Source organism: Streptomyces sp. NPDC001406 (genome assembly GCF_042895285.1).
In the GTDB taxonomy this organism is placed as follows: Bacteria; Actinomycetota; Actinomycetes; order Streptomycetales; family Streptomycetaceae; genus Streptomyces.
Map to the genome: position 1 here is coordinate 563,296 of NZ_JBIAWG010000002.1, position 20,684 is coordinate 583,979.

Here is a 20,684-nt window from a genome sequence, read left to right on the forward strand (position 1 = left end):
GCCGAGGCGGCGACGGGCATGGCGGAACCACCGATCGGCGAGCGCGAACGGATAAAAAGGTAAGCCTTGCCTTACTCGCTTCGTTCGGAATTTGAACTGACGCGTTGTGCGCCTAAGGTGCTTGACGGGTGAGTAACAACCCGCCGTTAATAGCCCAAGTGCCGACAACCCGGAGGAGGACCCCCGTGAAGCAGGGCGCACACGGCTCCGCCGTAACGGGGATTCCTGATCGTCCGGCGGATGCGGCGCGGGTGCCCGTGCAGCCGCGCGCCGCGGACGTGGCACGCGAGCGCGACACCTCGACGCCGGAGGCCCGAGGCGAGCACACGCACAGTGAGCGGCCGATTCCGCAGCCGCGGGCGGTCGTGCAGCGCTCGTCCGTGCGCGGCCAGATCCTCGACGCGCTGCGCTCCGCGCTCGTGACGGGGGAGCTGAAGCCGGGCGAGGTGTACTCGGGGCCCGCGCTCGGTGACCGGTTCGGGGTCTCCGCGACGCCCGTGCGGGAAGCCATGCAGCAGCTTGCCCTGGAGGGCGCGGTCGAGGTCGTGCCGAACCGTGGGTTCCGGGTCGTCGAGCGGGGCACCCGGGAGCTGGCCGAGCTGGTCGAGATCCGCGCGCTGATCGAGGTGCCGGTGATGCTGCGGCTCGCCCGTACGGTGCCCGCCGTGCGCTGGGCCGAGCTGCGGCCCCTCGCCGAGGACACCACGCGCGCCGCGTCCTCCGGCTGCCGCGCCACGTACGCCGAGTCCGACCGCACCTTCCACAGTGCGCTCCTGGCCCTCTCCGGCAACGAACAGCTCGTCCGGATCGCCGAGGACCTGCACCGCCGCTCCCAGTGGCCCCTGGTCGGCGGCCCCCCGCGCCCGGGCCACGCCGACCTGATCGCCGACGCGGCGGAGCACACGGCACTGCTGGAGGCCCTGATCGCCCGGGACCTGGACGTAGTACGAGCCCTGGTGGGCGAACATTTCGCAGGCGCGGCCTGAGCGTCACGCTGCGCTGCCTGGACGTCTGCGGGCCTGAGGTGGCTGTGCGGGGGCCGGCGTGGGTCAGGAACCGTCTCCTTCGGCCCCCGTGGCGCACGTGGTCTTCGAGGGGCCGTCGTGCGGGTCGGCCTTCGCGCGGCCTGAGCGGTGTGCCGGGGCCCGCGCGGCGCATCCCGTGCGGGCGCGGTGCGTGGCGTGGGCCCGGAGGGGGTCAGGGGCCTCGCCTTCGGCCCGGTGGCGCTTGCGGTTTTCGAGGGGTCGTTGTGCCCGGCGGCCTTCGTGCCGGGGTCGCCGATGCGGGGCAGGCGTGCCGGTGCGTGGTGCCGGCCGATGTGGCCTGGCCCGCGTTCGGCGCGGGCTGAGCCGTCTGCCGGGGCCCGCGTGGCGCGTTCGGTGTGGGTGGTGCGTGGTGTGGGCTCGGAGGGGGTCAGGGGCCTCGCCTTCGGCCCCCGTGGCGCTTGCGGTTTTCGAGGAGCCGTCGTGCCGGGGTCGCCGATGCGGGGCAGGCGTACCGGTGCGTGGTGCCGGCCGATGTGGCCTGGCCCACGTTCGGCGCGGGCTGAGCCGTCTGCCGGGCCCGCGCGGCGCGTCCCGTGTGGGTGGTGCGTGGCGCGGGCCCGAAGGGGGTCAGGAGCCGTCGTTGTCGGAGCCCGTGTTGCTTGCCGTCTTTGAGAAGCCGTCGTGCCAGGCGGCCTTCGCGCCGGAGTCGCCGATGCGGTACACGTCCAGGACCGCGCCCGAGGCCACGGCCAGGGACAGTACGGCGAACGTGATCCGCAGGGGGAGGGCGTAGCGGCGTGCCGCGGCGGGTGAATCGGCCTGCGCCGTGTCCGGCGTGGACTGGCGGCGGCCCACCCACCAGACCGCCGCCGCCAGGACGAACAGGCCCGCGGCCCAGGGCAGCAGCCCGTCGCCCAGTTCGGCGTGCCGGCGGACCAGGGCGTTGCCGTCGACGTGCTCCTCCAGCCACTCTCCGGCCTGAGTGGTCAGCGGCACGCTCACCAGCGCGACGAAGGCGAGCAGGGGCAGCAGCGGGCCCAGTCGCCGCGCGGCCTTCGGCCACACGGCGCAGACCACCAGGGCCAGCGCGGTCAGCGGAACGAGCACGACGACGAAATGGACGAGCAGGACATGTGCGGGCAGGCCATTGACGAGGCTCATCGGGGTACTCCTGTGAGGGGGTCGGGCGCGCCAGCCTGGCACAGGAACCTCTCAGTTCCCTCTGGGTCCGCGCTCAGGCCGTGGCCGCCCCCGGAGCCGGCGGGGCCAGCTGGCGGGCCAGCCAGGTCGGTACGCCGCCGAGCAGGCGGAACAGCCGGCGGGCCTCCTCCCGCAGCCGGGACGCCTCCGGCTCCGACTCCGCGTCGGCCAGCGAGGCGAGGGCCGGTGCCGTACCCACCAGATAGCCCAACTCCTCCCGGATGCGCAGGGATTCGGCGAAGCCGTGCCTCGCCTCCGCCAACTCGCCCTCGCGCAGCGCCAGCCCGGCGAGGTGGCGCCAGGTGAAGGACAGCAGCAGCGGGTCGGAGTGCGCGGCGGCGGCCGCGTGGGCGCGCCGGTACGCGGCCAGCGCCGCCTGCGGGGAACGGGCCAGGTTCTCGGCGAGCAGACCGCGCCGGAAGTCCAGCAGGGCCCGGCCCGGCACCCCCGGAGGGAGCAGCGCCGCCGCCCGCCCCAGCGCCGCCCGCGCCTCGTCGGCCCGGTCCCGCACCCCGTGGATCGTGGCCGCGTACGCAAGTTGCCCGCGTTCACAAGCGGCCGCGCCCCGCTCCTCGTCGCTGCGGGCCTGCGCCTCGGCCGTACGCAGCGCGTCCTCGGCCTCCGCCCAGCCCCGCTCGGTGTAGAGACACCGCTCGACCAGCAGCCCGGCCCGTTGCAGCGTGGCCGCCGCGCCGTCCGGCGGGAGCAGCGCGGCCGCGTCGGCCCAGCAGGCCCGCGAGCGCAGCCGCCATACCGCGGTCTGGAGAGGATCGTCGCCAGCGGTCGTTCCGTTACCAGACATGGCGGTATGCGCCACGTTGCCCTCCCCGAGCGCGCCATCGAGCTGTTGAGTGGTGGCGGCATTCCAGCACCAATCGACTGGCCTGGCCAAGAGGGTGGGTGAATAATTTCACAAAGTCGTGGGATCACGCCACCAGTTGGCGCATCGCCGTCGCCCGCCCGGGCGACCTCAGCTCATCCGCAACGCCAAAAAGAAATCGAGCTTGTCCTCCAGCCGGGACAGGTCCCGTCCCGTCAACTGCTCGATCCTCCCCACGCGATAGCGCAGCGTGTTGACGTGCAGGTGAAGCCGGGTGGCACAGCGGGTCCAGGAGCCGTCGCAGTCCAGGAACGCCTCCAGCGTCGGGATCAGCTCGGCGCGATGGCGGCGGTCGTAGTCGCGCAGCGGATCCAGGAGGCGGGCGGTGAAGGCCCGGCGGACGTCGTCCGGCACGAACGGCAGCAGCAGCACGTGCGAGGCCAGCTCCTGGTGGCCCGCCGCGCACACGTGTCCGGGGCGCGCCGCGGCCACCCGCCGCGCATGCCGCGCCTCCTCCAGCGCGCCCCGCAGCCCCTCCGCCGAGTGCACGGCCGCGCTGACGCCCAGCGTGACCCGCCCGTCCTCGCCCAGGCCCGCCGACAGCGGGTCCCGTACGGTCTCCAGGAGCTCGTCGGCGAGGATCCCGGCCTCCGAACCGTCGTGCTCGGACGAGACGGCCGGCAGTGGGACCAGCGCCACAGCCTCCTCACCGGTGTGGGCGACGGCGATCCGGTCGGAGGGCTCGGGTCCGGTGGCGAGGGGGTCGACCAGGATCTCCTCCAGCAGCGACTGGGCGACCGGGCCCCCTTCGACCTCGCCCTCGTCCCACTCGACCCGCGCCACGACCACCTGCCAGTGCGGGGCGGTCCCGAGGCCCGGCAGCAGCACCGGCGCGGCCACCCGCAGACGCGCGGCGATCTCGGCGGGCGCGGCGCCCGTCTGCACCAGTTCGAGGACCTCCTGCGCGAGCCGCCGCCGCACCGTGCGCGACGCGTCCCGCCGGTCCCGCTCGACCGCGATCAGCTGGGTGACGCCCTGGAGCAGGTCCAGGCGCTCCTCGGGCCAGTCCCCGGCGTCCGCCTCCACGGCGAGCAGCCAGTCCGACAGCACCGTCTCGCGCACGTCCCGGGCCCCCTGCGGGGAACGGCCGCTGCTGCGGATCGGGAACAGCGAATACGTTGACACGGGCGCGGGCGCGGAGCCCAGCAGCACCCGGTGCGGTCCGCGACGGCCGGTGCGCACGGCGGACAGATGCTCGGCGGCGAGCCTGGCGCAGGTCTCCGGGGGCAGGGCCGGGCCCGCGACCTTGGAGCCCGCGATCAGCCGCCCGGTGGGGGAGAGCACCCAAGCCCGCAGGTCCAGGTCGGAGCCGAGGAGGTCCAGGACCACGTCCGGGCCGCCGCCCGCCGGGCCCGAGGTCATCATCCGGCGGTGCCGGTCGACCACGGCCGCCAGATCACCGGCCCGCTCGCCCGAGACCTGCCGGACCACATGCTCGGTAATCGTTGCGAACGCAACCGACTCATGCACCGCGAACAGCGGCAGCCGGTGCCGTGCGCAGGCCAGCACCAGGTCGTCCGGCACATCCCCGAGCTCGGCCTCACCGGCGGCCAGCGCGGCCACACCCGCCTGCACCAGGATCCGTACGAACGGCTCGGAGTCCTCCGCGTCCCGGCGCCAGGCCAGCCCCGTCAGCACCAGCTCCCCGCCCGAGAGATACCGGCTGGGGTCGCGCAGATCGGTGGTCATCACACCGCGCACGGCGCGGTCGAGTTCGTCCTCGCCGCCGAGCAGCCGCAGGCCCAGCGCATCGGTGTCCAGCAGTGCGCGCAGCCGCATTCTCGTCGCCGCCGTTCTTGTCTCGAAAACTACGATGAATCTTGAAGGGTTCAGTGGGGCGGGGGCCCGGTGGTGTTTCCAGAGGAAAACGAGGAGGTTTCTGATGGCCTCCATTCATACGAATCTACAAGATGCCCGTGCTGGCCAGCCAACTCCTTCATGGTTTCCGTGACTGACCCCCTCGGACCACAGCGCTGTGTACTGAGCCCACTCAGCGTGAACAGCACATGAACGAGCCAGGCCCGCCGCACACGATCTGGCTCATTCCGTACGACCCCGAGACGAAGAAGAGAGCCGGTCATGGACTTCCTTCGCCCCGCCAGCTGGGAGGAGGCGCTCGCCGCGAAGGCCGAGCACCCTTCCGCTGTGCCGATTGCGGGTGGCACCGATGTGATGGTCGAGATCAACTTCGACCACAGGCGGCCCGAGTACCTCCTCGACCTCAACCGCATCGGCGACCTCTACGAGTGGGAGGTGGGCGAGGTGAGCGTGCGGCTGGGCGCCTCCGTGCCGTACACCCGGATCATGGAGAACCTGCGCGCCGAACTGCCGGGCCTGGCCCTCGCCTCGCACACGGTCGCCTCCCCGCAGATCCGCAACCGCGGCGGCGTCGGCGGCAACCTCGGCACCGCCTCCCCGGCCGGCGACGCCCACCCGGCCCTGCTGGCGGCGGGCGCCGAGGTCGAGGCCGAGTCGGTGCGCGGCACGCGGCTGATCCCGATCGACGACTTCTACACCGGCGTGAAGCGCAACGCGCTCGCCCCCGACGAGCTGATCCGCGCCGTCCACATCAAGAAGGCGGACGGCCCACAGCAGTACTCGAAGGTCGGCACCCGCAACGCCATGGTCATCGCCGTGTGCGCCTTCGGTCTCGCCCTGCACCCCGAGACCCGCACGGTCCGCACCGGCATCGGCTCGGCCGCGCCCACCCCGGTCCGGGCGAAGACCGCCGAGGACTTCCTGAACGCGGCACTCGAAGAGGGCGGCTTCTGGGACAACGGAAAGATCATCACCCCGTCGGTCGCCAAGCAGTTCGCGGACCTGTGCTCCGCCGCCTGCAACCCGATCGACGACGTCCGGGGCACCGCGAGCTACCGCCGCCACGCGGTCGGCGTCATGGCCCGCAGGACGCTCACCTGGACCTGGGAGTCGTACCGCGGCGACCGCCGCATCACGGAGGGAGCCGCGTAATGCGCGTCAACTTCACTGTCAACGGACGCCCGCAGGAAGCCGACGACGTCTGGGAGGGCGAGTCCCTGCTCTACGTCCTGCGCGAGCGCCTCGGGCTCCCCGGCTCCAAGAACGCCTGCGAGCAGGGCGAGTGCGGCTCCTGCACGGTCCGCCTGGACGGCGTGCCGGTGTGTTCCTGCCTCGTCGCGGCGGGCCAGGTCGAGGGCCGCGAGGTCGTCACCGTCGAGGGGCTGGCAGAGTTCGCCAAGCAGCGCTCCTGCGGGACCGGTGCCTGCGGTACGTCGCTGCAGGACGCCCAGCTGGGGGTCCCCCCGGGCGAAGCCTGGGGGAGGGAGGCCAAGCCCTCCGACTCCCAGACCGGCGAGGGCACCGAACTCTCCACGATCCAGCAGGCGTTCATCGACGCCGGAGCCGTCCAGTGCGGCTTCTGCACCCCGGGTCTGCTCGTCGCCGCCGACGAGATGCTGGAGAACAACCCCAACCCGACCGACGCGGACATCCGCGAGGCCCTGTCGGGCAACCTGTGCCGCTGCACGGGCTACGAGAAGATCATGGACGCGGTCCGCCTGGCGGCCGCCCGGCAGGGAGAGGCTGTCTGAGCATGCCTACGAACGGCGCTCCCACCAAGATCACCCAGGGTTCGCACACCAAGGGCGGCATCGGCGAGTCGACCCTCCGCCCGGACGGCACCCTCAAGGTCACCGGCGAGTTCGCGTACTCGTCCGACATGTGGCACGACGACATGCTCTGGGGCCAGATCCTGCGCTCCACGGTCGCCCACGCCGAGATCGTCTCGATCGACACGGGCGAGGCCCTCGCGACGCCCGGCGTCTACGCCGTCATGACGTACGACGACCTGCCGACCGACGTGAAGAACTACGGCCTGGAGATCCAGGACACCCCCGTCCTGGCCCACGGCAAGGTACGCCACCACGGCGAGCCGGTCGCGATCGTCGCCGCCGACCACCCGGAGACCGCGCGCCGCGCCGCCGCCAAGATCAAGGTGGAGTACCGCGAACTGCCCGTCATCACCGACGAGGCCTCCGCCACCGCCCCGGACGCGGTCCTAGTCCACGAGAACCGCGACGATCACCACATCGGCCATGTCCCGCACCCCAACATCGTCCACCGCCAGCCGATCGTCCGCGGCGACGTGACGGCGGCCCGCGAGCGGGCGGACGTGATCGTCGAGGGCGAGTACACCTTCGGCATGCAGGACCAGGCCTTCCTCGGCCCCGAGTCGGGTCTCGCCGTGCCGGAGGAGGACGGTGGCGTCCACCTCTACATCGCCACCCAGTGGCTGCACTCCGACCTGCGCCAGATCGCGCCCGTGCTCGGCCTGCCCGAGGACAAGGTGCGCATGACGCTGGCCGGCGTCGGCGGCGCGTTCGGCGGCCGCGAGGACCTGTCGATGCAGATCCACGCCTGCCTGCTGGCCCTGCGCACCGGCAAGCCCGTCAAGATCGTCTACAACCGGTTCGAGTCCTTCTTCGGGCACGTCCACCGGCACCCGGCCAAGCTGTACTACGAGCACGGGGCGACGAACGACGGCAAGCTGACGCATGTGAAGTGCCGCATCGTCCTGGACGGCGGCGCGTACGCCTCCGCCTCCCCGGCCGTCGTCGGCAACGCCGCCTCCCTCGGCATCGGGCCGTACGTCGTCGACGACGTCGAGATCGAGGCCATCGCCCTCTACACCAACAACCCGCCCTGCGGCGCCATGCGCGGCTTCGGCGCGGTCCAGGCGTGCTTCGCCTACGAGGCGCAGATGGACAAGCTGGCGAAGAGGCTCGGCATGGACCCGGTGGAGCTGCGGCAGCTGAACGCGATGGAGCAGGGGACCATCATGCCGACGGGCCAGCCCGTCGACTCCCCGGCCCCGGTCGCCGAACTCCTGCGCCGCGTCAAGGCGATGCCCCTGCCGCCGGAGCGCCAGTGGGAGAGCAGCGAGGGCGCCGACGTACGGCAGCTGCCCGGCGGACTGTCCAACACCACGCACGGCGAAGGCGTCGTACGCGGCATCGGCTACGCGGTCGGCATCAAGAACGTCGGCTTCTCCGAGGGGTTCGACGACTACTCCACCGCCAAGGTCCGCATGGAGGTCATCGCGGGCGAGCCCGTGGCCACCGTGCACACGGCCATGGCGGAGGTCGGCCAGGGCGGTGTCACCGTCCATGCGCAGATCGCCCGCACCGAGCTGGGCGTCGCCCGGGTGACCATCCACCCGGCCGACACCCAGGTGGGCTCGGCGGGTTCGACCTCGGCCTCCCGGCAGACGTATGTCACCGGCGGCGCCGTGAAGAACTCCTGCGAGCTGGTGCGCGAGCGGGTGCTGGAGATCGGGCGCCGCAAGTTCGGTACGTACCATCCCGCTTGGGCGACGGCGGAGCTGCTGCTAGAAGGCGGCAAGGTCGTCACCGACGGCGGTGAGGTGCTCGCCGACCTGGTGGACGTGCTCGAGGACGAGGCCGTCGAGATCGAGGCCGAGTGGCGGCACCGCGCGACCGAGCCCTTCGACCTGCGCACCGGCCAGGGCAACGGCCATGTCCAGTACAGCTTCGCCGCGCACCGGGCCGTCGTCGAGGTCGACACCGAGCTGGGCCTGGTCAAGGTGATCGAGCTGGCCTGCGCCCAGGACGTCGGCAAGGCGCTCAACCCGCTGTCCGTCGTCGGCCAGATCCAGGGCGGCACCACCCAGGGCCTGGGCGTGGCGGTGATGGAGGAGATCATCGTCGACCCGAAGACGGCGAAGGTCAGGAACCCCTCCTTCACGGACTACCTCATCCCCACGATTCTCGACACACCGACCATCCCCGTCGATGTGCTCGAACTCGCCGACGACCACGCCCCGTACGGGCTCCGCGGCATCGGCGAGGCCCCCACCCTGTCCTCGACTCCCGCCGTCCTCGCGGCCATCCGCAACGCGACGGGCCTGGAGCTGAACAGGACGCCGGTCCGGCCGGAACACCTCACCGGAACGGCATGACAGACCCTCCGGGCGGCGCACGGAACGTCACACACTCCGCGCCGCCCGGAGTATTCAGATCGTTCGTCTCGGGCCGTCCCCCGGGTCGTGCGGCCGAAGCACCATCCCAAATCCCGCAGCCGCCGAGGCGGTTGCTGCGGGTGCCCCTATGAACCTTGGGAGTAGGCCCACATGACCCAGCAGTCTCTGGAGCCGACGACCACCGCCGAGGACGCGGGTGCGGGAACCCGCAACCCGGCCGGCAGGTCGTGGCTCGACCGGTACTTCCACATATCCGCGAGAGGATCGTCCGTCGCACGCGAGGTGCGCGGCGGCGTCACCACCTTCATGGCGATGGCGTACATCCTCCTGCTCAACCCCCTCATCCTGTCCGGCAAGGACGCGGCGGGGGACACACTCGGCCAGAAGGCCCTCATCACCGCGACCGCGTTCGCGGCGGCCTTCAGCACACTGCTGATGGGATTCGCCGGCAAGGTGCCGCTCGCCCTCGCCGCCGGCCTCTCCGTCTCCGGTGTCCTTTCCTCGCAGGTTGCCCCGCAGATGACCTGGCCGCAGGCCATGGGCATGTGCGTGATGTACGGCGTGGTCATCATGCTGCTCGTCGTCACCGGCCTGCGTGAGATGATCATGAACGCGATTCCGCTCGCGCTCAAGCACGGCATCACCATGGGCATCGGCCTGTTCATCGCCCTCATCGGCTTCTACAAGTCCGGCTTCGTGCACCAGGGCAAGGCGACCCCCGTCACCCTCGGCCCGGCCGGTGAGCTGGCCGGCTGGCCGGTCCTCCTCTTCGCGGGCACCCTGCTCCTGATCTTCATGCTCCAGGCGCGGGGCATCCCCGGCGCCATCCTCATCGGCATCGTCGGCGGCACGATCGTCGCCGCGATCCTCAACGCGGCCGGTGTCATCGACCCCAAGCAGTGGGCCGGCGGTGCTCCCGAACTGCACGGCAGCGCGGTCTCGATGCCCGACTTCTCGCTCTTCGGGCACGTCGAGTTCGGCGGCTGGGGCAAGGTCGGCGCGATGACCGTGGGGATGATCGTCTTCACCCTCGTGCTCGCCGGGTTCTTCGACGCGATGGCCACCATCATCGGCGTCGGCACCGAGGCCGGACTGGCCGACGACAAGGGCCGGATGCCGGGCCTGTCCAAGGCGCTGTTCATCGACGGCGCGGGCGGTGCGATCGGCGGTGTCGCGGGCGGCTCCGGCCAGACCGTGTTCATCGAGTCGGCCACCGGCGTGGGCGAAGGCGCCCGCACGGGCCTCGCCTCGGTCGTCACCGGACTGTTCTTCGCGGCCTGCCTCTTCTTCACCCCGCTCACCGCGATCGTCCCGCAGGAGGTCGCCTCCGCCGCCCTGGTCGTCATCGGCGCGATGATGCTGATGAACGCACGGCATGTGGACTGGGCCGACCGGGCCATCGCGATCCCGGTGTTCCTGACCGTCGTCGTGATGCCGTTCACCTACTCCATCACCGCGGGCGTGGCCGCCGGCGTCATCTCCTACGTCGCCATCAAGGCCGCTCAGGGCAAGGCCCGGGAGATCGGGGCGTTCATGTGGGGCCTGACAGGGATCTTCCTGGTCTATTTCGCCCTCAATCCCATTGAGAGCTGGCTCGGCGTGCACTAGCCGCTCCCCGAAAGACCCTCCACACAACCGTCGTCAAGGAGACCGAGAGATGCTGGACATCGCCGAGGAGCTCGACCGGTGGGTCGAGCGGGGACGCGACTTCGCCGTGGCCACCGTGGTGGCGGTCGGCGGCAGCGCCCCGCGCCAGCCGGGTGCCGCTCTCGCGGTGGACACCGACGGCACGGCGATCGGCTCGGTCTCCGGCGGCTGTGTGGAGGGAGCCGTCTACGACCTGTGCCAACAGGCGCTGCGGGACGGCGAAACCGTCCTGGAGCGCTTCGGCTACAGCGACGAGGACGCCTTCGCCGTCGGCCTCACCTGCGGCGGCATCATCGACATCCTCGTCACACCGGTACGGGAGGCCGACCCCGCCCGCCCGGTGGTCGCGGCCGCGCTGGCCGCCGCCGCGCGTGGGGAGGCCGCGGCGGTCGCGCGGATCGTGTCGGGCCCGGCACAGCTGCGGGGCCGGGCCCTGCTCGTCCGCCCCGACGGCTCGTACGACGGCGGCTTCGGCGCCCATCCCGAACTGGACCGCACCGTCGCAGCCGAGGCCGGCGCCTTCCTGGACGCGGGCCGCACCGGCACCCTGGAGATCGGCGAGCAGGGCTCCCGCTGCGGCGCCCCGCTCACCGTGCTGGTCGAGTCGTCGGTGCCGCCGCCCCGGGTGATCGTCTTCGGCGCGATCGACTTCGCCTCGGCGCTGGTCCGCATCGGCAAGTTCCTGGGCTACCACGTGACGGTGTGCGACGCCCGGCCGGTGTTCGCCACCCGGACCCGTTTCCCCGACGCCGACGAGATCGTCGTCGAGTGGCCGCACACGTACCTGGAGCGCACGGACGTCGACGGCCGTACCGTCCTGTGCGTGCTCACCCACGACGCCAAGTTCGACGTGCCGCTGCTGCGGCTCGCCCTGCGGCTGCCCGTGGCCTACGTCGGCGCGATGGGCTCCCGCCGCACCCACCTGGACCGCAACGAGCGCCTGCGCGAAGTCGGCGTCACCGAACTGGAGTTGGCACGCCTCAGGTCCCCCATCGGCCTCGACCTGGGAGCCCGCACCCCCGAGGAGACGGCCCTGTCGATCGCCTCGGAAATCGTCGCGGCCCGCCGCGGCGGCACCGGCGCGTCCCTCACGGGCGCACACACTCCGATCCACCACGACACGACGTCCGCACCGGCGGGCCGGATCGGTTCGGTGGCCTGAGGGCCGTCACGGAGACCGGTGCCCTGTCCGTGGCTGAGGGCGGGACCTGCCGCATCGTCGGCCGGGGGCCCGGGGCCGGCGGCGGAATGTCGGGGCCGAGGCCGGTGTGTGAGTCCGTTCACATGGCCAGACCGTGGTTCTTGGGCAGGGTCCGGGTGTTGCCGTGGGGCGGTCGCCGGTCGCCGGTCGCCGGTCGCCGGTCGCCGGTCGCCGGTCGTGCGGAGCGACGGGCCGTGGCCGAGACCGGCGCGCACGGCAACCTGCGCAACCCGGTCGGTGAGCTCTTGGGCAGTGCCCGGACGTCGACGCGTGGGGGTGTGGCCTTCGTCGGCCGCCGCGGCTGTCCGCCGACGCGTGGCCGGCGGTCACGTGTCCGTCCCGGTCCGCCCGTTCGGCAGTCCTGATGCCCTCCGCCGTTCACGCCCTCCTGAGCAGCCTGTTCAGTGCCCTGCCGAACATGGCCCGGGCCGTGCGGTCCAGGAGGGGGTCGAAGAGATTCGGGAGGCCGCGGAGGCGTAGTTCCTCCCGCCACACCACGCGGGTACGGCCGCCCGGTCCCGGGTGTACCTCCAACTCGGCCCAGCCGAGGACCACCCGTCCCTGCTTGACCAGGCGGCACAGGCCGGGCTCGCCGTCGTGCGGCGGGTGCCAGGCGGTGACCTCCATCGGGTCGGCCAAGGAGAGCGGACCGATCCCGGTACGGGCCACGAAGCGCGTGCCTTCCCGGGTCGGCGGATCGGTGACCACGGTGATCCGCGTCAGCGGGACCACGTCGGCGTGCCGGGGCCACTCCGTGAGCCGGCGCCACGCCTCGTCGATCGGCAGCGGTGCCGTGCGTTCGAGCTGGAAGGTGACCACGCAACGATCTTAGGGAAGCGGTTGCCCGAAAGGGGACCCGAGTCACCTCGGGCAGTTGCACCAACGAGGGCTTCGTAAGCGGGCGTACGCTGGTCGGCGCGGCGGGATGCCGCATTGCCCGGGCGAGGTCACCGGCCGGCGCCCCGCACGTCCCCTGTCGTGCCGTACAGCCGTACGGCACCATGAGGCGCGTCCCCGTACCAGCGTTCGGGAGGGCGTCGTGGACCGCGAACAGCACGGCAGGCTCGACGAGTTGATGCGCGACCCCTATCCGTACTACGCGAGGGCCAGGACGGCCGAGGGGCTCACCCATGTCGCCGAGCTCGACGCGTGGCTGGTGGCCAGGGACGCCGACGTACGCGAAGTGCTTCGTCGTACCGAGGACTTCTCGTCGGCGAACGCGCTCAGGCCGGACGTGCTCCCCTCGCCCGCCGCGCTCGTCGCCCTCGGCGGCGGGTTCGGCGGGCGGCCGGTGGTGGTCACCTCGGACGGCGAGCGGCACCAGCGGTTACGGGCACCGCTCGTCCGCGCGCTCTCACCGGCCCGGGTCGCCGCTCGGGTGCCGTACGCCGCCGAGCGTGCCGCCGCCCTCGTCGACGGCTTCGTCAAGGACGGGCACGTGGAACTGATGTCCGGCTATGCCAGGCGGCTGCCCGGTGAGGTCATCGGGCGGATCGTCGGCCTCGACCCGGCCGACGTACCCGTGGTCGTGCACGGCGGACACCGCGCCGAGGAACTGCTGTTCCGGCCTCTTGCGGAGGCGGAGCAACTGGCCGCCGCCCAGGACGTGGTGGCGATGCAACACGTCCTCGACCGCTGTGCCCGCGACCGGTACGCGCGCCCGCGCGAGGACCTCTGCACGGAGATCGTCGCCTCGGTGGCCGGCCCCGGTCAGGACGAACTCACGTTGGACCAGCGGCACGAGACCGTCGCCCATCTGCAGAACCTGCTGATCGCCGGGCACCTCACCACGACCGCGCTGATCGGCACCACCGTCCTGCACCTGATGCGGCACCGGTCCCAGTGGGAGCTGCTGTGCGCGGAGCCCGAAAGGATTCCGGCGGCGGTCGAGGAGGCGCTGCGCCATGACGGCCCGCTCCAGGGCTTCCGCCGGATCACCACCCGACCGGTCACCCTCGCGGGCACCGAACTCCCGTCCGGGGCAGCGGTGTTCGTCGCGTTCGGCGCGGCCAACCGGGACGGCTCGTGCCATTCCCGCCCCGACGACTTCGACATCACCCGCACCCCCGGCCGCCATCTCGCCTTCGGCTTCGGCACGCACGCCTGCCCCGGCGCACAGCTGGCCCGCGAGCAACTGCGCATCACCCTGGAGGAGTTGACGCGCAGGCTGCCCGGACTGCGGCCGGCCGCCGGGCACCCCGTCACCATGCGGCCCACGCTGATCCACCGTTCTCCGCGCAAGCTTCATCTGACCTGGTGAGGGGGCCCGGTGCCGCCCCGGTGCCGTCCCGGTGCTGTCCTAGGGGCGGTACACCTTCCCCGGCTCGGCCTTCCCCGGCGCGAGCAGCTGCGGCACGGTCACGAACACGTACCCGCGCTCCTTCAGGGCGTCGATGATGCCGGGTACGGCGGGCACGGTGCCCTGGTAGATGTCGTGCAGCAGGATGATCCCGTCACGGGACGCCTGCGCGAGGACGCGCTTGGTGATCAGTGCGGAGTCGGTGGTCGTGTAGTCCTTGGCGGTCACGCTCCACAGCACCTCGGCCAGCCCCAGCTCACGGCTGATGCGGTGCACGGTCCCGTTCGTACGGCCCTGGGGCGGGCGCATCAGCGTCGGCCGGTGCCCGGTGAGGCGCTCTATCGCGTCGTTGGGCCGCTCCAGCTCCTCACGTATCTGCTTCTCCGATATCCGGGTCAGGATCTTGTGGTCCCAGGTGTGGCTGGCGACCTCGTGGCCCTCGGCCGCCATGCGCTTGACGAGCTCCGGGTACTTCTCGATGTGCCGCTTGCCGAGCAGGAAGAAGGTCGCCGGGACCCGCTTCTCCTTGAGGATGTCGAGGAGCCGGGCCGAGTTCTCGCTGGGCCCCGCGTCGAAGGTGAGCGCGATGCACTTGGCTTCCCGGCAGTCCACGGTCCCGAACCGGGCGGCCTGGGATCCGGAGGCGGCATGGGCGCGGGCGGCGCTGGGGGCGGTCGTGTCGGTGTCCGCGCAGCCGGTGAGTGCGAGTGTCAGCGAGAGGGCCGCGGCGGTCAGTGCGGTGAGACGCAACCCCGATCCCCGTCTCGGCGTCTTCTCGGTTGGAAGCTTCTTGGTCCACAGAGGCATGCCGGGACTATACATAGCGGGTATAGACGGTGTGTATAGATGTCTGCGGTTGCCCGTATCACCATGGAAGACGAGGACCGACCTCCAGCGAGAGGACGACCCATGCGCTTCCAGGACCGAAAGCAGGCCGGACGCGAACTCGCCGAACGGCTCCGAGACCTGCGGGACAAGGGCGCCCTGCCAGAACCCGTCGTGCTGGCCCTCCCCAGAGGCGGCGTCGCGGTCGCCGCGGAGGTAGCCCGGGTGCTCGAAGCACCGCTCGACGTGCTCCTCGTACGCAAGATCGGCGCCCCGCACCACGCGGAGTTCGGCGTCGGCGCGATCGCCGGCGACGACCCGCCGCTCTACGACGCGGACACCCTGGACGGCCTGGGCCTGACCGAGGAGTCCCTCGCCCCGACGGTCGAGCGGGAGCGGCAGGAACTCCACCGCCGTGAGCGGCGCTACCGCAAGGGCCGCCCGCCGCCGGACCTGCGGGGACACACGGTGATCGTCGTCGACGACGGCCTGGCCACCGGCTCGACCGCGCGCGCGGCGCTGCGCCACGTACGGCGCAGGGGCCCCGCACGGGTCGTCCTGGCCGTCCCCGTCGGCGCGCCGGACTCGCTCGCCCTGCTGGGCGAAGAGGCCGACGACGTGGTCTGTCTGCACCAGCCGTACGGCTTCTCGGCCGTCGGCCAGTGGTACGACGACTTCGGACAACTGACGGACGACGACGTGCTCGACGCGCTGGACGGGTGACGGCCGCGTCGGCGGCGGAGGTGAGACGGTGCCGGACATGACGGCGGACGAGGCGCGGCGGCGGTTCACCGCGGCCCGGGTGGCGCGGCTGGCGACCGTGGACACGGACGGGCGCCCCCATCTGGTGCCGGTCGTGTTCGCCGCGCACGGCACCGACGGGATCGTGACCGCCGTCGACCACAAGCCGAAGACCACGACCCGGCTGAAGCGGCTGCGCAACATCACCGGCCGGCCGTCCGTGTGTCTGCTGGCGGACGTGTACGACGAGAACTGGGACCGCCTGTGGTGGGTCCGCGCCGACGGCGAGGCCCGCGTCATTGCGCCCGACGCACCCGATGTATCCGACGCGCCGGACGTACCTGACGTACCCGACGCACCCGACGCACCCGACCGGGCCGCGTACACCGCCGCTCTCGCGCTGCTCCGCGACAAGTACCCCCAGTACCGCGACCACCCGCCTACCGGCCCGGTGATCGCCGTCATCGTCCTGCACTGGACCGGCTGGCGCGCGACCACGGCCCCTGCGTAGCCGCGCCCCGAGGACGACGTCACCGCGCCCGGCACCGCCCGTCGCCCCGGACAACCCCCGTCTGTCAAGTCCCAGCGCATCCCAGTGGTACCGGACGGGTACGGGGAGTAACCTCGGAAGACATGACGCGCACGGGGGAACGAGCCGTCAAGTCGCGGATGGAGACGCCGCGTTGGGTTGCACGCATTCAGCAGGCCGGAGGGCCGGTCGTCGGCGCCGGTGTGCTGCTCGGGCCCGACCGGGTGCTCACCGGAGCCCATGTGGTCAGCCCGGGCGAGCGGTACGTCGTCCACTTCGTCGGCGTGCCGGGCGTACCGGCGGTCGCCGCCACCGTCAGCCCTGACGAGTACGTGCCGCAGCAGGAGGACTCCTTCGGCGACCGCACCGGAGACCTGGCCCTGCTGCGGCTGGCCGAACCACGCCCCGCCCGGCAGACCACCCGGCTGTGCCGGCTCGCGGCCTCGCGCGAGGGCGTGGGCATGTACGGCTTCCCGGAGGGCGACGACGGGGGCCGCTGGCACAGCGCCACCCTGGTCGGCGGGCGCGGCCGGGACAGCCAGGTGCAGCTTCGCCCCGAGACCCCGGGCGAACTGGCGGGACCCGGGTTCAGCGGCGGGGGAGTGGTCGACTACGCGACCGGCGAGCTCATCGGCATCGTGCTCAGCGTCGACGCGGGACACGGATCCGCGTTCACCTACATGAGCCCCACCGAGACCATCCTGCGCCATCTTCCGCAGGTCGCCGCCTGGACGGTCGGCCCGTCCGCCGTCGACCCGAGGCTGCACCCCAAGGAGAGCACCGGCGAACTCGACGTGCCGTTCGCCACCGAACTGGCCTCCTGGTTCCGCGGCGAGGGCTGGCCGGTGCTCGTCACCGTCGTCCCGGTGCGTGGCCGCCGCGCCTGGACCCTGAGACGCGCGGTCACCCTGGCCGACCGCGAACTGCGCACCCGTGACAACACCAGCCGCTTCGCCGACGATCCGCGCGAGACCGTCCCGCCGCCCGGCGGCCACGATCTCGCCCTTGTGGTCAAGGGATTGACGGTCGCCCAGGTCATGGACCGGATCGCGGAGCGGCTCGGCACCCCCAGGGACACCGCCGTCCCGCTGCCCGAGCAGATCGTGGCGATGGGCATCACGCTCGCCGCCGTCCTCGTCGGCGTCGACGAGGCGGCCGAACCCGACCCGCTGCTCGGGATGCTGGAGCGGCTCGCCGAACAGGGAGCGAGACTGCTCCTGGTGTTCCGCGCCCCGAACGACCGCGCCACGCAGGCCGCGGACACGCTCGTACACCGGCCGCTGGCCGGCCGCTGGGCCCGGCTGCGCGCGGACCTCGACCGGATCGTGGACCGGCTCGGACCCGCCCTCGACGAGCGCCTCGGCCGGGTACTGCCCGGTGGGGATCCCGACACCGCGCACCTGATCGACCGGGCCCGGCGCGGCATCCCGCTCACCCGCCTGCTGCGCGGCCAACTGGCCGAGGCCGCCGACCGGGAGACGGAACCGTCGCGGGCCGACGACCTGTTCGTCTACGAGGCCGCGGCCGCGCGCCGGATCCGGCGGCTGGAGCGGGCGGCCGCACTGCTCGACGCCCGCATCGCGCGCCGTGACGAACTGCGCGGCCGGGTCGCCTCGGTGTGGGAGCTGTCCAAGGGCAAGGCCGGCCCGGCGCAGGCCGAGCGCAACCTCATGGCGTACGAGCTGTATGACACCGCCTCGGCACTGCTGCGCGAGGCCCCGTGCGACGTCAACGCGGCGGAACACGCGGCCGGGCGATTCGTCGCGTACTGCTCCGGGCATCCGCAGGCGTACGAGGAGGGCACAGCGTGACGTCATGTACCCATGCCGGTTGCGCGGGCCGTCTCATGGTCACCGGTTTCTGCGACACGTGCGGGCGCAAGCCTGGGCTCATCGGCGAGTTGCCGCCGCAGCCGGTGCCGAGCGACGCCGGTGAGCCGGGGCAGTCGGGCCCCGAGCCGCCCGGCCAGGCCCCGGTGCATGCCGTCGCCGGGGTCGGCGATCTCGACCGGCGCGGACTCGTCCGCGCGCCGTACTGCTCCGGGCATCCGCAGGCGTACGAGGAGGGCACAGCGTGACGTCATGTACCCATGCCGGTTGCGCGGGCCGTCTCATGGTCACCGGTTTCTGCGACACGTGCGGGCGCAAGCCTGGGCTCATCGGCGAGTTGCCGCCGCAGCCGGTGCCGAGCGACGCCGGTGAGCCGGGGCAGTCGGGCCCCGAGCCGCCCGGCCAGGCCCCGGTGCATGCCGTTGCCGGGGTCGGCGACCTCGATCAGCACGGACTGGTCGTCCTGCCCGACGTACCCGTCCCCGCGCACCCGGTCGTCGAGGAGCCCAGACCCCCCACCGGCGGACGCCGCTGCGGCGCCGACGGGTGCACGATGATGATCGGCGTCGGCTACGGCGGACAGCCCGCCAGGTCCTCCGGCCGGTGCCCGCGCTGCGGCACGCCCTACTCCTTCCTGCCCCAGCTCCACCCCGGCCAGATCGTCGCCGGCCACTACCGGATCCTCGGCTGCCTCGCCCGCGGCGGCCTCGGCTGGATCCACCTCGCCGAGGACACCCGCGCCGAGGGGCACCGCGTGGTGCTCAAGGGACTGATCAACGTCCATGACGCGCTCGCCCGCCGCAACGCCGTCGAGGAACGCCGCTCGCTCACCGCTCTGCACCACCCCGACATCGTCCGCATCATCACCTACGCCGAACACGAGGTGCCCGGCCAGTCGCCCACCGGCTATCTGGTCATGGACTACATCGGCGGCCGCTCCCTGCAGCACCTCTTCGACGACGAGGACGCGGAACGGCTCTTCAAGGGCCGCCCCCGCCTCGACCATGTGCTGACCTACGGCTGCAAGATCCTCGGCGCGCTCCAGTACATGCACGAACGAGGCCTGCTCTACTGCGACATGAAGCCCGCCAACGTCATCCACTTCGGGCGCGGCATCAAGGTCATCGACCTCGGCGCGGTGCGCGCGATCGGCGACCGCACCTCCGCCTATGTGTACACGAGCACCTTCGCCCCGCCGCAGCAGGAGATCGAGAAGCGCGGCTGGCACGTCGACAGCGACCTCTACACCGTCGGTATGACACTGCAGGCCCTGGCCCGCAGCGCGGAACCGGCCCGCGGCCTCGCCCCCGACTCCTTCCGGCGCCTGATCGACCGGGCGACGCACGCCGAACCCCGTGCCCGGTTCCGCTCGGCGGCCGAGATGTCCCGCCAACTGTGGGAAGTGCTGCGCGAGTTCCGCTCGCTGCGGTTCGGTGAACAGCTCCCCGAGAGCTCCACCCGGTTCCGCCCCACCGACGCCTCGCTCGACGCCGGGCTCGGCGCGATCCCCTCCCTGGCCCACTGGACGGCCCGCCCCGACACCTGCCCCGGCGAACTGGACATCAGCCCGCCGCCCGCCCACGAGGTGGCCGCCGCCCTGCCCCAGCCCGTCCCGGACCCCGCCGACGGTGCCGCCCTCCTGCTCGACACCTTCCCGCCGGACGCCCCGGACCGCGTCGCCGAACAGTGGCGCCGCGAGTCACGGCTGGGCACCCCCGAGACCGCGCTGTGGCTGTGCCGCGCCTATCTGAGGAGCGGCAGACAGAGCGACGCCGAGAGCTGGCTGCACGAGGCCGAGGCCCAACTCGGCGCGCAGGACGCCAAGTACGACTGGCGGATCGCCTGGCACCGCGGCGTCCTGCACCTGAGCAAGGACGAGGTGAGCCACGCCGGCAGCTGCTTCGAGGCGGTGTACCGGGCCCTGCCCGGCGAATACGTCCCCAAGCTCGCCCTCGGCTACTGCGCGGAGCGGCTGCGCGAGGCCCAGGCGCAGCGGGGCGCTCAGGGGCAGCGCGATCCCCGGACCGCCAGGGCCATGAAGTTCCACGAGGCCGTCTGGCAGCGGGACTCCGCCCACGCCGCGGCCGCCTTCGGGCTGGCCCGCGGCCATCTGGCCTCCGGCCGGCGGGACGAGGCGGTACGGGTCCTCGACCACGTCCCCTCGACCTCCCGCCACCACGACGCGGCCCGTATCGCCGCGGTGCGCATCCGCACCGGCACCCTGGACGGCAGGGCGCCGTCCGTGGCCGACCTGCGGGACGCGGTCCGGCGACTGCCCGAGCTGCGCCTGGACGGCGGAGCGACCGACGGCGAGTCCCGGGCCCGGCTGGTCGCCGAGGTGCGGGACAACGCCCTCGGCCGCCGGCCGCCGCAAGGGTGGGGGCCGGACTTCCCCACCGGGACCGTGCTCGGGTCCGGTGACGAGGACACGCTGCGCGCGCTCCTCGAACAGTCCTTCCGGCACCTGGCCGGCCAGGCCCGCACCGCCGACGAACACGGCCGCCTGCTCGACCTGGCCAACGCCGTCCGGCCCATGACGACCTTCTGAACAGACGTAATGACAGCCGTCG

The 20,684-nt window shown here is 72.5% G+C and carries 17 protein-coding genes; 12 read left to right on the top strand and 5 right to left on the bottom strand.

The annotated features are described in order from the left end of the window. Positions 1 to 185 precede the first annotated feature (185 nt). On the top strand, positions 186 to 986 hold the full coding sequence (locus tag ACFY1J_RS06635; RefSeq protein ID WP_390707267.1) for a GntR family transcriptional regulator: 801 nt from the start codon (positions 186 to 188) through the stop codon (positions 984 to 986). 627 nt (positions 987 to 1,613) lie between these two features. On the opposite strand, the gene ACFY1J_RS06640 is transcribed toward ACFY1J_RS06635, so the two are convergent. The 3 genes from ACFY1J_RS06640 to ACFY1J_RS06650 all read right to left on the bottom strand — a co-directional run bounded on the left by ACFY1J_RS06640 (position 1,614) and on the right by ACFY1J_RS06650 (position 4,845). Then, positions 1,614 to 2,147: a DUF2231 domain-containing protein gene (locus ACFY1J_RS06640; protein ID WP_390707266.1), complete on the bottom strand. Its 534-nt coding sequence runs from the start codon at positions 2,145 to 2,147 to the stop codon at positions 1,614 to 1,616. 73 nt (positions 2,148 to 2,220) lie between these two features. Then, entirely contained in the window at positions 2,221 to 3,003 is a 783-nt protein-coding gene (locus ACFY1J_RS06645; RefSeq protein ID WP_363294543.1) for a hypothetical protein, read from the bottom strand. 153 nt (positions 3,004 to 3,156) lie between these two features. After that, on the bottom strand, positions 3,157 to 4,845 hold the full coding sequence (locus ACFY1J_RS06650) for a PucR family transcriptional regulator (protein WP_390707265.1): 1,689 nt from the start codon (positions 4,843 to 4,845) through the stop codon (positions 3,157 to 3,159). 300 nt (positions 4,846 to 5,145) lie between these two features. Here ACFY1J_RS06650 and ACFY1J_RS06655 point away from each other — a divergent pair, with 300 nt between their 5' ends. The 5 genes from ACFY1J_RS06655 to ACFY1J_RS06675 all read left to right on the top strand — a co-directional run bounded on the left by ACFY1J_RS06655 (position 5,146) and on the right by ACFY1J_RS06675 (position 11,852). Then, positions 5,146 to 6,036, top strand: a complete 891-nt coding sequence (locus ACFY1J_RS06655; RefSeq protein ID WP_390730787.1) for an FAD binding domain-containing protein — start codon at positions 5,146 to 5,148, stop codon at positions 6,034 to 6,036. Next, a complete protein-coding gene (locus ACFY1J_RS06660; RefSeq protein ID WP_390707263.1) occupies positions 6,036 to 6,635 on the top strand; it encodes a (2Fe-2S)-binding protein in 600 nt (199 codons plus the stop codon). The genes ACFY1J_RS06655 and ACFY1J_RS06660 overlap by 1 nt, the downstream gene beginning before the upstream one ends. 2 nt (positions 6,636 to 6,637) lie before the next feature. Next, complete coding sequence (locus ACFY1J_RS06665; RefSeq protein ID WP_390730788.1) at positions 6,638 to 9,022, top strand: xanthine dehydrogenase family protein molybdopterin-binding subunit; 2,385 nt, start codon at positions 6,638 to 6,640, stop codon at positions 9,020 to 9,022. Between the two features lie 171 nt (positions 9,023 to 9,193). Continuing rightward, positions 9,194 to 10,651: an NCS2 family permease gene (locus ACFY1J_RS06670; protein ID WP_390707261.1), complete on the top strand. Its 1,458-nt coding sequence runs from the start codon at positions 9,194 to 9,196 to the stop codon at positions 10,649 to 10,651. Between the two features lie 49 nt (positions 10,652 to 10,700). Beyond that, positions 10,701 to 11,852 (top strand): XdhC family protein, encoded by a 1,152-nt coding sequence (locus ACFY1J_RS06675; protein ID WP_390730789.1) that lies wholly within the window; start codon positions 10,701 to 10,703, stop codon positions 11,850 to 11,852. A gap of 417 nt (positions 11,853 to 12,269) precedes the next feature. Here the strand turns inward: ACFY1J_RS06675 and ACFY1J_RS06680 are convergent, their stop codons facing one another. Further along, positions 12,270 to 12,710, bottom strand: a complete 441-nt coding sequence (locus ACFY1J_RS06680; RefSeq protein WP_390730790.1) for an SRPBCC family protein — start codon at positions 12,708 to 12,710, stop codon at positions 12,270 to 12,272. Positions 12,711 to 12,930: 220 nt separating this feature from the next. On the opposite strand from ACFY1J_RS06680, the gene ACFY1J_RS06685 reads away from it, so the two are divergent. Then, positions 12,931 to 14,151, top strand: a complete 1,221-nt coding sequence (locus tag ACFY1J_RS06685; protein WP_390730791.1) for a cytochrome P450 — start codon at positions 12,931 to 12,933, stop codon at positions 14,149 to 14,151. A 39-nt stretch (positions 14,152 to 14,190) separates the two neighbouring features. Here the strand turns inward: ACFY1J_RS06685 and ACFY1J_RS06690 are convergent, their stop codons facing one another. Continuing rightward, the gene (locus tag ACFY1J_RS06690; protein WP_390707257.1) at positions 14,191 to 14,997 is read right to left on the bottom strand and encodes a polysaccharide deacetylase family protein; all 807 of its coding nucleotides are present in this window, start codon (positions 14,995 to 14,997) and stop codon (positions 14,191 to 14,193) included. A gap of 102 nt (positions 14,998 to 15,099) precedes the next feature. Between ACFY1J_RS06690 and ACFY1J_RS06695 the strand changes: the two genes are divergently transcribed. The 5 genes from ACFY1J_RS06695 to ACFY1J_RS06715 all read left to right on the top strand — a co-directional run bounded on the left by ACFY1J_RS06695 (position 15,100) and on the right by ACFY1J_RS06715 (position 20,662). Beyond that, positions 15,100 to 15,738: a phosphoribosyltransferase gene (locus tag ACFY1J_RS06695; protein WP_390707256.1), complete on the top strand. Its 639-nt coding sequence runs from the start codon at positions 15,100 to 15,102 to the stop codon at positions 15,736 to 15,738. A 28-nt stretch (positions 15,739 to 15,766) separates the two neighbouring features. Continuing rightward, positions 15,767 to 16,267 (top strand): TIGR03668 family PPOX class F420-dependent oxidoreductase, encoded by a 501-nt coding sequence (locus ACFY1J_RS06700; RefSeq protein WP_390707255.1) that lies wholly within the window; start codon positions 15,767 to 15,769, stop codon positions 16,265 to 16,267. A 122-nt stretch (positions 16,268 to 16,389) separates the two neighbouring features. Then, a complete protein-coding gene (locus ACFY1J_RS06705) occupies positions 16,390 to 18,096 on the top strand; it encodes a serine protease (protein WP_390730792.1) in 1,707 nt (568 codons plus the stop codon). Further along, the gene (locus ACFY1J_RS06710; RefSeq protein WP_390707253.1) at positions 18,093 to 18,362 is read left to right on the top strand and encodes a hypothetical protein; all 270 of its coding nucleotides are present in this window, start codon (positions 18,093 to 18,095) and stop codon (positions 18,360 to 18,362) included. Before ACFY1J_RS06705 ends, ACFY1J_RS06710 begins: the two co-directional genes overlap by 4 nt. Continuing rightward, positions 18,359 to 20,662, top strand: coding sequence for a tetratricopeptide repeat protein (locus ACFY1J_RS06715; protein WP_390730793.1), 2,304 nt, complete (start codon positions 18,359 to 18,361; stop codon positions 20,660 to 20,662). The genes ACFY1J_RS06710 and ACFY1J_RS06715 overlap by 4 nt, the downstream gene beginning before the upstream one ends. Positions 20,663 to 20,684: the final 22 nt, after the last annotated feature.

Excerpts from the sequence above, each read along its gene's own strand:
- ACFY1J_RS06640 (WP_390707266.1), bottom strand. The coding sequence starts at position 2,147 with ATGAGCCTCGTCAATGGCCTGCCCGCACATGTCCTGCTCGTCCATTTC.
- ACFY1J_RS06650 (WP_390707265.1), bottom strand. The coding sequence starts at position 4,845 with ATGCGGCTGCGCGCACTGCTGGACACCGATGCGCTGGGCCTGCGGCTG.
- ACFY1J_RS06655 (WP_390730787.1), top strand. The coding sequence starts at position 5,146 with ATGGACTTCCTTCGCCCCGCCAGCTGGGAGGAGGCGCTCGCCGCGAAG.
- ACFY1J_RS06660 (WP_390707263.1), top strand. The coding sequence starts at position 6,036 with ATGCGCGTCAACTTCACTGTCAACGGACGCCCGCAGGAAGCCGACGAC.
- ACFY1J_RS06665 (WP_390730788.1), top strand. The coding sequence starts at position 6,638 with ATGCCTACGAACGGCGCTCCCACCAAGATCACCCAGGGTTCGCACACC.
- ACFY1J_RS06670 (WP_390707261.1), top strand. The coding sequence starts at position 9,194 with ATGACCCAGCAGTCTCTGGAGCCGACGACCACCGCCGAGGACGCGGGT.
- ACFY1J_RS06675 (WP_390730789.1), top strand. The coding sequence starts at position 10,701 with ATGCTGGACATCGCCGAGGAGCTCGACCGGTGGGTCGAGCGGGGACGC.
- ACFY1J_RS06690 (WP_390707257.1), bottom strand. The coding sequence starts at position 14,997 with ATGCCTCTGTGGACCAAGAAGCTTCCAACCGAGAAGACGCCGAGACGG.
- ACFY1J_RS06695 (WP_390707256.1), top strand. The coding sequence starts at position 15,100 with ATGCGCTTCCAGGACCGAAAGCAGGCCGGACGCGAACTCGCCGAACGG.
- ACFY1J_RS06705 (WP_390730792.1), top strand. The coding sequence starts at position 16,390 with ATGACGCGCACGGGGGAACGAGCCGTCAAGTCGCGGATGGAGACGCCG.